Source organism: Salinibacter sp., from assembly GCF_042218895.1.
In the GTDB taxonomy this organism is placed as follows: Bacteria; Bacteroidota; Rhodothermia; order Rhodothermales; family Salinibacteraceae; genus Salinibacter.
Map to the genome: position 1 here is coordinate 1 of NZ_JBDGQQ010000166.1, position 11,603 is coordinate 11,603.

Consider the following 11,603-nt stretch of genomic DNA (forward strand, 5'->3'; position numbering starts at 1 on the left):
CTTCCGCCGCCTCCATGACCTCCGAGAGCGAGACCCCGAGCGTGCGCATCCGCTCTTGATCGACGATCACCTGGTAGGCCTTGACCTTTCCCCCGTGCGGGATGACCTGCGCGACGCCGTCGACGGCCAGCAGGCGGCGGCGCACCACGCGGTCCGCGGTGGTCCGCACCTCGCGCATCGAGTGTTCGTCGCTGGTGAGGCCGATCAGCAGGATCTCGCCCATGATGGACGTGATGGGGGCCATCGTGGGCGCGTCCGCGCCGTCTGGGAGCTGGCCCTTCACGAGCTGGAGTTTTTCGCTCACGATCTGGCGGGCCTGGTAGATGTCGGTGCCCCACTCGAACTCGACATATACGATGGAGTAGCCCTGCGCCGAGCTGGACCGCACACGCCGGACGCTGGCGGCCCCGTTCACGGCCGTCTCAATCGGGTAGGTCACCAGCTTCTCCACCTCCTCCGGCGCCATGCCGTGCGACTCGGTAATCACCGTTACGCGCGGGGCCGTCAGGTCCGGAAACACGTTGACCGGCATCGTGAGGGCCGCGTAGCCCCCCGCCGCGAGGAGCAGCGCCGCGCCGACGAGGGTCACGAGCCGGTTCGTAAGGGCCCACTGAATCGTACGGTCAAGCATGCTTCTTCGTATGCGCGTCTGGGCGAGAGGGGGTGGGAGTGTGCCTCCATCAGCCGTACCACAGTAGGGGACTCCGGGGCGTAGAATCGTTCAACGTTCCAACGTCGAACGTGCAACGCCCCATAGATCAGTGCGTGTGCCCGTGGCCGATCTGACTAGTGTTCAGCGAAGCAAGGTAGACCTGGTAGGCACCGCTCGTAACGACGTGCTCGCCCGCCTGCACGCCCCGCTCCACGAGGGTATGTTGTCCGTCGGTGGGGCCCAATCGGAGAGGCCGTCGCTCGAAGGATTCGCCGCCCGTTTGCACGTAGGCAACTGGGCGCCCGTCCTCGGTCTGGATGGCCTCGTTGGGAATGGCGACGCCGGACTTCGAATCCGCAAGAAGGAGCCGGGCGTCGGCCATCATGCCGATCTTGAGCGCGCCGCTCGGATTGGGGACCTTGAGGCGGACGGGGAGCGTTCGGGTATCCGTATCGATCGTGGCCCCCGTCGAGACGACCCGGCTCGCCTTGTGGGTTTTGTCACCGCCCCCGGTGGTAAACACGGCCCCAGTGGCCTGGCTCACGGCAGCCGCGTGTTCGGCGGGCACCCGGAGGCGGAGCCACACGCGACTCGGGTCCACAATCGTGTAGAGGACCGTGCCCACCTCCACCCGGCTTCCCGGCGCGAGATGGCGCTCCTGGATCCGACCGCTGATCGGGGCCTTCAGGGAGTAATTGAATCCGGAGTCGCTCTCGGACGCCTTGGTTGAGGTCGACGTCATCTGTGAGGGCGCCTCTCCACTGGTCCCACTCATCGATTTGAGGGCGGCCCGGGCCAGCTCCAGGTCATGGCGCGCCTCCACGAGTCGCTTTTCCGGAATCGCCTCCGCCTCCACGAGCCGCTCGGCGCGGCGCACCTCTCGCTTCAGCCGTTCGACGCGGCCCTTCAGGTCGGCGTAGGAGCCCTCTCCGCCCGACGGGCTGAGGACGCCCAGCGTCTGCCCCTCCCGCACCCGGTCGCCGGGCGCAGGCATGTCGAGATTTGCCTGGGCGGGTGTCAGGCCGCTCACCGGCGCCGACACCTTTGCAAACTGCCCCGCGACCGGCTCAATCGTGCCGGAGGCCTCGATGGACCGCTGTACCGACCGCTCCTGTGCCTCCGCGACGCCAAAGGCCGTCTCCCACTGCTGCTCCTTGCGGTACGAGATCTCCGCCGAGCCGCCCCCCGGCGTCGGGGCCGCCGAGGCGCTCTCGTAGACGGTCAGGCCGCCCACCTCCACCGTGTCCTGCACCTGCGGCCCCTTCACAATCATGAAGAGACGAAACGTCCCGGTCTCCGGGATCGTGGGCTGGGGCGTGAAGATGCCGGGCTCCGGCGGTCCCTCGACCGTGTGCACGTACGCCGCGCCGTCCGGACGGCGAAAGCGGAGCGTGAGTGATCCTTTCGTGAGCGGACGATAGCCCTCCAGGCGGGTCACGTGGACGGCCCAGGGCGCGCTCGTCTCCCCTGCCACCATCACGGGATGCTCGGCGAACACCTCAACGGCCTCCGACCACACGGTCGTAGTGATTCCGCTTCCGTGGGCGCTCTCCGCCCCCGTCTGGGCCGCAGCGTGGCTGGGGACGTCCCCTCCGTGCGAGTGGCCCCCAGACGTTCCGCCTCCACATCCGAGGAGGAACACGCTCATACTAAGAGCTCCGACCCAAACCAACGATACAGCTCTAAACCTGGATGCTACCGTCGCTCCAAACTTGATTTGGAGCCCATCAATCCGAGCGATTAGGCCTCTTCTGTCGTCGGATAGGCTCTGAATCAAGTTCAGAGCGACAAATGCCAGACGGGACACCAGAGTCATGGATGGACAAATGTTGCAGTTGGAAATCGGCACTCCGAGGAACGCACAGGAGGGAATGGCTACTGGTGAGAGTGCTCCTCACCATCGTGGGAATGACTGTTCTCCCCGTGACTGTGACCACTCCCGCTCGCCTCCGTACTGTCGGCGTTCATGCCGGACGTGTCGAGGCGCGTCTTGCTGGTATCCTGGTGGGCGTGCTCCCCATCGTGGGCATGGTCGCCATTTTCGTGGCTCTGCGCACTCTCCTGGGCGTGCGTGTGGGAATCGCCGCCGTGCGAATGGCTCCCCTCACCGTCGCCCCCGCAGGCCGGGAGTGTGAGGGTGAGCGCAAGGGCGAGAAGGACGGTGAACATCGAAGAAGTCCAATTGCGGTTCATGACGCAAAGTGCTCGTGGTTGGCGAACAGTTCGAAACGAAAAGACCGGTTACGGCAGGGCGAGCGGCTGCCCCATTGCTTGGAGCAGCCCAAAGTAGCGGGTCCAAAGATCGGCTCGGAGATCGATGCTCGTGAGGCGGGCGTCGCGATACGCGTCCGCGGCGTCGAGAAGCTCTACGAGCGACATTTCGCCTTCGTCGTAGCTGGTCTGCGCGATGCGGAGCAGGTCGCCCGTGCCTCGCAGCAGGTCGTCCTCAAGGAGCTGGGCCTGGCGACGCGCAGACGTGTACGCGGCATGAGCCCGACGCACCTCATTGCGAATCTCCCGGCGGGCGAGGGCTTGCTGGGCCTCTGCGGCCTGAAGCCGGGCGGACTCGGCCTCGGCGGCGCCCTGGTTGCGATCGAACAAGGGAAGAGGAATGCCAACGCCAAGAAAGGCGCCCTCAAATCCGTCAGACTGCCGCTTGTACCCGACGGTGACGGATGGGTCCGGCCACGCCTCTCGGCGGGCGGCCCGGCGGGCGGCCTTCTGGGCCTCGACGGCCGATTGCCAGCGGCGCAGCTCCGGGCGCTCTCGGAGGGCCGTGCGGAGGGCCTTCCGTTCGGAAATGGAGGGCGGCATCTTCGAAGGAAGCGACTCGGCCGCCACCGACGAGGCCTCGCCCGGAAGAATCAGGAGGGCGAGCTGTCGCCGAGCATTTCGGGCCTCCAGTCGCGCTACAGCGAGGCGCTGCTCGTAGCGCGCCCGCTCCAGGCGGATGCGCCGGGCGGCGTAGCCGGACGCGTCGCCCTCACGCCTGCGCTCGGCCATGCTGGAGTCGGCCTGCCGAAAGACGCGGGTGACCTGCGCCAGTCGGCGGCGGCGCGTCTCGGCGGTGGCGGCCTCGACGTAGGCCTCGGCCACCTGCCGGGCCAGCCGGGCACTGTCCGCCGCGGCTCGGGCCCGAGCGGCCGCTGCTCGCTCTTGGGCGGACCGGATCCGGGCCGATCGGCCGCTCCACTCGAGCTGTTGACGGAGATTCAGGTACGTCTCCGACTGGCGCGTCCCGCCGCGCCAGAGCGGCTCGTGCGTGGCCTGCAGGGTCGGGTTGGGGTAGGCTCTTGCCTGCCGAGCTCGTCCCCGAAGCGCCCGTGCCTCCGACTGGGCTCGCCGAAGCGACAGGTTGTTTTGCCGGAACAGACGAAGCGCCTCGCGGAGCCCGACCGTTCGGAGCGAGTCAGCCGTGTGCACGGATGGGGCGCGGCTTGCGGCGGGGTCGGGGGCGCCGGTATTTCCGCTCGACTCGCGGGGCCCCGGTTGTGCATTCGCCGGAGTGGCCGTCGTGCCAAGCAGGCCCGCGACGGTTACGAGGAGAATGGCAATCCGAGAAGAAACGTGGGGCATCCGTCAATCGTGAGGGACCGTCGTAGTCACATCGTCGGGATCGCGCTCCCCCGCGCCGTCCGGGCTCGCCCCCGCCATGGGTTGCTGTTCCACGGTCGCCGTGCCCCGGACTGGACCGCCGAGCGAACGTCCGACCTGGATCCAGCCCCAGAGCAAAAGTGCGGTCCAGCCCACGAGTCCCAGCAGGAAGGGCCACATGACGGGAGGTGGGATTGATCAATGGGGTGAGCGCATCGGTAACATACGTCCCGGCAGCTGTTAAGAGATTGTCGGCAACCTTAGAAATCGAAAAGGTTTGGCCTTGAGCTCGTCCCATGCCTCCCCACGCGTCTTCCCAAACCCGGCGGCTCCTGTTTATCGAAGACGAGGCGGACGTGGCCGGGCCCATCAAACGGGGGCTCGAAGAGGAGGGCTATCTCGTCGACTGGACGAGGGAGGGCGAAGAGGGCCTGACCGAGGCGCTGGCAGGAACGTACGTCGCCCTCATCGTGGACTGGCGGCTGCCGGGCATGGACGGGCGCACGCTCATCGAGCGACTGCGGGACGAGGGGGACCCCACACCGGTGCTCATGCTCACCGCCCTCCAGGACGTAGACCACCGGGTTGCTGGTCTCGATGCCGGCGCCGACGACTACCTCACCAAGCCGTTTTCCTTCGAAGAGCTGCTGGCCCGCCTCCGCGCCCTGACCCGACGCGCTGAGCAAACGTCCGCCTCGCCCGACACCCAGAAGACGCATCTACAGGCCGGGGCCCTGTCGATGGACACCGCCCGCCGAACCGTGCGTTATGGGCCGTCCTCACTGGACCTGCGGCCGAAGGCGTATCGCTTGCTTGAGCTGCTTCTCCGCCAGAAAGAGACGGTCGTTACCCGGACGACCATTGCCGAGCGCGTCTGGGGCTCGCCCTACGACGTGACGGCCAACGCCATCGACGTGACGGTATCGAGCCTCCGGCAGGCCCTCGGCGAGGTCAAGCTTGGCGACGGCGCCCTCTCCGAGGTCACGATCGAAACCGAGCGGGGGGTTGGGTACCGGCTCAGCGTGTCGCCCGCCTCCGAGGAACAGGTGCCGCCCAGCCCGTCCGAGTAGTCCGCAGCGCCACTGCCCGCAAGCCTCCGCCCCATGATGCGCCTACGCTCCGTCCTCTCCCGGCTGTCGATCTCCACGCGGCTCGCGCTGTGGTTCGGCCTGAGCTTACTGGTCCTGCTCAGCCTCTTCGTCGCGGGTCTCTACGTGAGCGTGCACATGGGGCTGCACCAGGATCTGGAGCTCCGGCTCCGCGAGGAGGCCAAGGCGGTGCAGGTGCACCTCCGCGCCCACGATGAGGCGTCCCCGGCCCGCACATCTTCGCCGTCCGCCCACGCGCTTCGGGCCGCGCCCGGCACCTTCGTTCGCCTGCTCGGCCCTGGCGGGGAGGTGATTCAGGCAAGCCCGGCGTTCCAGTCCCGCCCGGTCCTCCCTGCCGATCTGCCCCAGCCTGGCACATCCAGCCTGCAAACGAGAACGTGGGGGGAAACCTCTGCCCAGTCGCTCTATCTGCCCCTCGACACCGGACCGCAATCCGCCTCGTGGCTCGAAGTCACGAAGCTCCAGTCGCCGATCCATCGCCAGCTCCACACGCTGCGCTGGTGGCTCGCGCTGGGCATCCTGGGGGGTGTCGGCGTCGCCATGCTCGTCGGATACGGACTGGCCCGCCGGGCCCTCCGGCCGGTCGCCTCGCTCACGGCGGCGGCCCGGGAGATGGGGGCCCGGCCGACGGGGAGCCTGCCAACCGAGTTTGGCGTCGAAGACGAGCTGACGGACCTGGCCGAGACCTTCAATGCCCTCATCGAGCGGCTTCGCTCGGCCCTCCGACGCGAGCGGCGGTTTCGGGCCGACGCGGCCCACAACATGTTTACCCCGCTTACGGCGATCCAGAGCGAACTCGACGTGACGCTCCGCAAGCCTCGCTCCGAGTCGGAGTATCGGGAGACCCTCCATGCGGTGCGGCAGCACACCGAGACGCTCTCCTCGCTCTTGGACGAGCTCATGACCCTCTCCCGGATCGAGGCCCGCGAGAACCAACCGCCGCCCTCCCCCGTCGACGTCGGCGCTCGGATTCGCGACCGCCTCCGCCGCGTGGAGGCCCGGGCCGACGCGAAGGAAATTTCGGTCGAGTGGACCGGTGCCTCGACGGCCCAGGCGCCGATCGATCCCGAAGACCTCGATCTCATTGCCGATCACCTCCTCGACAACGCGCTCAAGTACACGCCCGAAGGCGGAACCATCCAGGTACACGTCGGCCTGGAGGACGGGGCCGTCGTCGTTCGGGTCTCCGACTCAGGGATGGGCTTCGACCCCGAGCAGTCCGAGCGTCTGTTCGATCGTTTCTACCGGTCGAACGACGCCGAGCGGAGCGCGGATGGTGGGGGGCTCGGGCTTTCAATCGTGAAGGCCGTCGCGGAGCAGTACGGAGGAGCCGTGCGGGCCGAAAGTCCGGGTTCAGGCCGGGGAAGCACGTTCTACGTACGTCTTCCCCGACACCGGGAGTAGGAGCTCCGGATCTCCAGCGGGACCGAGGGGGTTCAGAAGACGAGAGATAAACTGCTCCGGGTTCAACTTTACTGCACGTATGCCCAGCCTTCTACCAGTCGAGCAGCGATCTTCGGCTCTCTTCCTGTGATAATGATCAAGTCTGATTTGAGCGTCTCGTGGCTTCGTCTCCGCACGGGTACCCGTCAAGTCGATCGGCGGGATCGCTCACTTCTACGCCCGAGGGCAGGCGCCGTATCACCTGGCAGGCCAGCTCGTCGAACCGTTCGAACGACTGCGCCTCGACGGTGAGGTCCGGGCTCTCGTCCGAATCTGTGTAGAGCCAAAGCCCCTCTTCGGTCAATGGCAGGTGAGCGCGCCGGACTTCGCTAAACCGGACCGTGTTGTCGTTCCAAAGCGGCCGCGTCTTCCGGATCGCCTGCTCAGAGACTCGAATCCTCGCTCGGAGCCCGTAGCCGGTGGCGGGGAGAAGCAGACCCGCCGTGAGAGCAAAACTGACGAAGGAAAGCTCCCAGAGCGGACGGTCGCCTGTGACCCGTAGCGTGGCTACCAGGAGAAGTGAGGCGGCGGACGCGAGAGCGAGGCCTCGCTGCAGTTGCGAGGTGCGGTAGGTCGTCTCACCACTGCTTTCGTCGTTCATTGCTTCCTTGGGAGGCTTCCTCAGGCGAAACTGATTGGTTTATCGCGCGGGCGTCCACCAGAACAGACGGCGCCCCGAGCCACGAGTTGAGCACCTGGGGTGTTACAGGACCTGCTTCAGCAGGCCCCGGCAGTGCTCCGTGGCCAGGGACAAGAGAGGCCCGTCTGCCATGGTCGCCAGAGAAAGTACCCGTCGAGACCTGCTGCGCTCAGAAGGGGCGCCTGCGCCCAGCCGGCTGCAAACGCTCCGTCAACCCCATCCAGGAGTGGGATGGACGAGTCGGCCTCCTGCCCCAACTGGGACAGTGGTCCCCAGCGGAGATGCGTCCACAGTTCGGGCACTTTCTCGTCTCAACGACCGCCCCAGCGGCAGTGTCTGATTCCACCCCCGCCGAATTGGAAGCCTGCTCGCCCGCTGAGTTGCTTTGGCTGTTGGGGCTCAGAGGCGGCGTGAGGGCACGAAGTTCTGCTCCCACCGTCGGGACGCGAGCACATTGCGTCCGTCTCCCGCGCCTAGTTTTTCCGGCCTGCGCAGGCCGGACAGAAAAGCGTCTTCTCAAATTCGCCTTGCTTCCACCCGCGCTGCTCGAGCACCACCCGGGCCGCATTCGGACTGTCAGGATCGGGGTAGTAGCCGCGAGCGTCGTCCCGCGTGACGGTCGTTTCTCGACCGCAATTGTTGCACTCGAAGCTGAAGGGATAGTCTAGACCGGACATCGGTGTAGAGAGGTTCTGCCGGCGATGACAGGAGAGTCTGGGCGCGGCACCCGGCTAAACAGCCATTCTGTCCAGACAGACGACCCGCCTCAAGTAACGGCTCAGGAATGGGCTGGAAACTCTGGCCATTCTTACACCAGCCAAACCACAACAATCGGCCCCGGGCATCAAGAGAAATCTGTGACGCAGGTGTGATTTCGGAGGTAAGATCAGAGCCCCGGCCCCATCGGGCGCGAATGGTTACGTGAAGAACGGCTGCCATGCCTCGCTCGAGAGCCACTCAAATTTCCCTCCCCCCCTCTTGCGGTCCTCTACCTCAACGGGAATACGACAGGGCACGGCAGCAGACGTGGCCAGCAACGCCAGGATGCCGCCTGCTGTGTGGACCGATCACCGATCAGACATGGCCAAAACCACGGAAAAGCCCGCCGGAACGTGGGCTGATCGCGAGCGTCTTTCCCCCTCCAGTCAGCAGTGCGACGTAGCAGGATCCTCCGTAGTGCACCTGCGCTGGAGACCCCCACCCTCCCTGATGTCACTGCCGGCGTTCCGAAGACCCGCCGCCGATGGGCGACCGAAAAGTAAAATGCGTCTCCTGGTCGCCCCCTTTTTCTTCGGGCTTGTTTCCCATACCGGAAGTCTCCGCGGAAGAAGGATGCGGGCTCCCCTCGACCGACCGGACGCTGGAGGCGAGACCGTTTTCTTGATCGGGGCTTGGGAGAGTGAACGAACAGGTGCAGACGGCCCGCCCCGCTTCGCTGGCCCCCACAGGCCTCCCGCCACTGCGCCGCGGTGCCCCGCGTCCCGCCAGTAGGTCAGTGGAGGCTCCCCGAGACAGCTTCATCCTACGCGGCCCTGAGCGCCTCCGGTTCGGAGTAGGGAGGCGTCGGGGCGGAGCGAGCCGATTGACCGGCCGCTGCCTCAATCTCCTGAACAAACCGACGACGCGAGCGGCGGACCCATGTGCGAAAGCTTGCCCCATCGTCCGAGTAGCGCGGCAAAAACGCCTGGAGGCGGTCGACCTCGAATCGGGGGCTGCGGATGCCGGCCCCCGCCCGGACCGTGTCGAACGCGTTGCAGTGCTGCTCGAAGTGCCCCTCCACGGGCACAACCTGAACGGGCGTCCCGAGGTACATCGCCTCTGCTATCGACTCGAAGCCAGCGGTCGAGACGAACCCTCGACAGCGGACCATGAAGTCGAGGAATTTTTGGTCGTCGAGCTGGTGGAAGGCGAGCGTGTCGTCGTACGTCTCGACGGGAGCCGCGTCGGGCCGGTCCCAGAAGCAATGAAGCTGTACGCTAGGATGGCGCTCGTGCCACCGGATGACCTCGTCGGCGTAGCCGCTGTTGAGGATGTACACGAGGAAAAAGGGTCCCCGCCGCCCGATGTCCCGCTGGAAAAGATCGGGCCGTAGGAGAGGGGGCAGGACCGAGAGGTTCTTGTCGGGCCGATCGGGCGCAGGGTAGAGCGAGAGGGCAAGGCGCTGCGTAGCACCTACACTCGAGAGGCGGGCGAGGCTCTGCGTGGCCCACCGTTGCACCCGCCACCCGGGCGGAAACTGATACGCCGGATGGAGAAACATGTACTGGTGTGCCACGGCCACGATGGAGAAGGAGGGGCGGCGCCACATCGCATAGAGGCCCATCAGCGGCTCAAAGAAGTTCACCACCACGTCCGGATCGTGGCGTTCGACGGCGGCGTCGATCGCGGCAAGACTCCGACAGAAGGTCGGCGTTCGGCGAAGCTCGTGCACGAGTGTTGCCCAGGGCCGTACCGACCGGTCCTGCCCGTCGGGGACGAAGCTCGGACTGTCGACGAACGTAACGGGCTCCTCCAGGGCCTCTTGGAAGAAGGAGGGAACGGCTCGACACCGGCTCTTGCCCACGACCACTTCTTCGACGTGGTGGCCGGCGTTCGTTAGCGTGTGCCGCAGAGAGAGGGCCTGGGTCAGGTGGCCGCGTCCTTCGCCCTGAACGACAAAGAGGCAGCTTAGAGCCATTCGACTACCAAGTCCGACGGGGGTTCGCGAGAACGAAGTACCATATGCACACGAGATGTACGTACTCCGTTCCCTGGCGGGGCACTTCGCGTGCGCAGTGTTCAGCGTCTTCGCCCGCGAACCGTCGTCGCTACGTCCGCCCGTTGCTGGAGAGCCGCATTTTTCTCACTCTCCGTCCTGTTCCCGGGCGGACACGGCTTGACCATTGCTTCCTTGCTCTGCCTGCTCCTCACACGGTTTCGTTCTTCTCGCCTTCAGATCCTGGATCTCGGTCTTCAGCTCCTTCTGCTCTTCAAGCAATCGCTTCTTCTCCGCCTCGAGTCTTCGCACCCTCTGCTCCAACTTCTCGGCCCGGGCGGCCAACTGGCAAATCTGTTCGGTGTGATCAACGGGACCGGTCATACGTCAGGAGACATGGCCCCCCGCGATGCGGTCCGGCACACGAGAGAGTACGCGACCGGCAAGGGAGGCGCGTTGCATTGCTCGGGACGACACGCACAAAGGCGGCCCCGCCCGGAAAGGCGAGGCCGCCTCGGGAAAGATAGGAGCGCTATTTCACAACCGTTAGGCGCTCGGTCATTACTTTGCCCTCCGTGCGCATCCGGACGAAGTAGACGCCACTCCCGAGCGTGCTTGTGTTCAGCATGCGCTGCTTGTTGCCGGGCGACTGCTCGGCGTTGACCAGCGTTGCGACCCGCTGGCCGAGCACGTTGTAGACGCTCAGCGTCACCTTTGCCTTCTCCGGCAGCTGATAGCGAATCGTCGCCTGCTGCGGCGCGGGATTCGGGAACGGGCTCAGCAGGTCTGCCTCCTCTGGTGGAGCCAGTGTCACTGTGCGCACCGAACTGAGCTCGGTTGTGCCGTCCACGTCCTTCTGGCGCAGACGGTACTTGATCGTCGATGCCTCGAAGGGGACGTTCGCGTCTGTGAAGCGGTACGTCCGCGCCTGTTCGGTCGTCCCGGCGCCTTCGCGGAAGCCGATTGTTTTGAACGCGCCGCCGTCGATCGACCGCTGCACGTCAAAGCCCGCGTTGTTGGTCTCAGATGCGGTCGACCAGGACAGGACAAACGCGCTCCCGTCCCGCTTGACCTCAAAGCCGGCCATCTCAACCGGAAGGTACAGGCGATTCTGATAGGTCGCCGTCCAGTTTGCGGGCCACGTTTCACTGACCGCGGTGTTTGGGTCGAAGGCGCCGTGGTAGCTGACGTTCTGAATCGGGCTCAGGTACTCGCTCTTCGAGAGCGGATTGCCCTGCGCGTCGGTCACCGTCCCGTTGCCGTCCTCCGACGTCACCTGCGCCAGAAAGTCTGACTTCGGCGTCGTGCTCTGATTGGCAATCGCCGAAATCGGGCGGGGATCGAGGTTCCGCGTCGCGTCTTGCTGATTGCGGTCGATGCTGCGGACCGCCGTGGCGCTGCCGATCAGGTTGCCACTGAAGCTCGACGTCTGTCCGTCGGCAAAGTCGTTCTCAACACCTGACCCCTCGA

12 protein-coding genes are annotated in these 11,603 nt (G+C 65.9%); 2 read left to right on the forward strand and 10 right to left on the reverse strand.

The annotated features are described in order from the left end of the window. From ABEL04_RS13695 to ABEL04_RS13715, 5 genes are all read right to left on the reverse strand, one after another. Nucleotides 1–631, reverse strand: a 631-nt coding sequence (locus tag ABEL04_RS13695; RefSeq protein WP_375802955.1) for an efflux RND transporter permease subunit, incomplete at its 3' end; no start/stop codon positions are given. 127 nt (nucleotides 632–758) lie between these two features. Further along, nucleotides 759–2,300, reverse strand: a complete 1,542-nt coding sequence (locus tag ABEL04_RS13700) for an efflux RND transporter periplasmic adaptor subunit (RefSeq protein ID WP_375802956.1) — start codon at nucleotides 2,298–2,300, stop codon at nucleotides 759–761. Nucleotides 2,301–2,527: 227 nt separating this feature from the next. Continuing rightward, the gene (locus tag ABEL04_RS13705) at nucleotides 2,528–2,821 is read right to left on the reverse strand and encodes a hypothetical protein (protein WP_375802957.1); all 294 of its coding nucleotides are present in this window, start codon (nucleotides 2,819–2,821) and stop codon (nucleotides 2,528–2,530) included. Nucleotides 2,822–2,893: 72 nt separating this feature from the next. Then, on the reverse strand, nucleotides 2,894–4,228 hold the full coding sequence (locus ABEL04_RS13710; RefSeq protein WP_375802958.1) for a TolC family protein: 1,335 nt from the start codon (nucleotides 4,226–4,228) through the stop codon (nucleotides 2,894–2,896). Between the two features lie 3 nt (nucleotides 4,229–4,231). Then, nucleotides 4,232–4,426 (reverse strand): hypothetical protein, encoded by a 195-nt coding sequence (locus ABEL04_RS13715; protein WP_375802959.1) that lies wholly within the window; start codon nucleotides 4,424–4,426, stop codon nucleotides 4,232–4,234. A gap of 116 nt (nucleotides 4,427–4,542) precedes the next feature. Here ABEL04_RS13715 and ABEL04_RS13720 point away from each other — a divergent pair, with 116 nt between their 5' ends. After that, nucleotides 4,543–5,316: a response regulator transcription factor gene (locus ABEL04_RS13720; RefSeq protein ID WP_375802960.1), complete on the forward strand. Its 774-nt coding sequence runs from the start codon at nucleotides 4,543–4,545 to the stop codon at nucleotides 5,314–5,316. Nucleotides 5,317–5,352: 36 nt separating this feature from the next. Then, nucleotides 5,353–6,759 (forward strand): ATP-binding protein, encoded by a 1,407-nt coding sequence (locus ABEL04_RS13725; protein ID WP_375802961.1) that lies wholly within the window; start codon nucleotides 5,353–5,355, stop codon nucleotides 6,757–6,759. 136 nt (nucleotides 6,760–6,895) lie between these two features. On the opposite strand, the gene ABEL04_RS13730 is transcribed toward ABEL04_RS13725, so the two are convergent. The 5 genes from ABEL04_RS13730 to ABEL04_RS13750 all read right to left on the reverse strand — a co-directional run. Further along, a complete protein-coding gene (locus ABEL04_RS13730; RefSeq protein ID WP_375802962.1) occupies nucleotides 6,896–7,399 on the reverse strand; it encodes a hypothetical protein in 504 nt (167 codons plus the stop codon). 512 nt (nucleotides 7,400–7,911) lie between these two features. After that, nucleotides 7,912–8,115, reverse strand: coding sequence for a hypothetical protein (locus tag ABEL04_RS13735; protein ID WP_375802963.1), 204 nt, complete (start codon nucleotides 8,113–8,115; stop codon nucleotides 7,912–7,914). An 845-nt stretch (nucleotides 8,116–8,960) separates the two neighbouring features. After that, nucleotides 8,961–10,115, reverse strand: coding sequence for a glycosyltransferase family protein (locus tag ABEL04_RS13740; protein WP_375802964.1), 1,155 nt, complete (start codon nucleotides 10,113–10,115; stop codon nucleotides 8,961–8,963). A gap of 165 nt (nucleotides 10,116–10,280) precedes the next feature. Continuing rightward, on the reverse strand, nucleotides 10,281–10,517 hold the full coding sequence (locus ABEL04_RS13745; protein WP_375802965.1) for a hypothetical protein: 237 nt from the start codon (nucleotides 10,515–10,517) through the stop codon (nucleotides 10,281–10,283). Between the two features lie 148 nt (nucleotides 10,518–10,665). Further along, nucleotides 10,666–11,603, reverse strand: a 938-nt coding sequence (locus ABEL04_RS13750) for a T9SS type A sorting domain-containing protein (RefSeq protein ID WP_375802966.1), incomplete at its 5' end; no start/stop codon positions are given.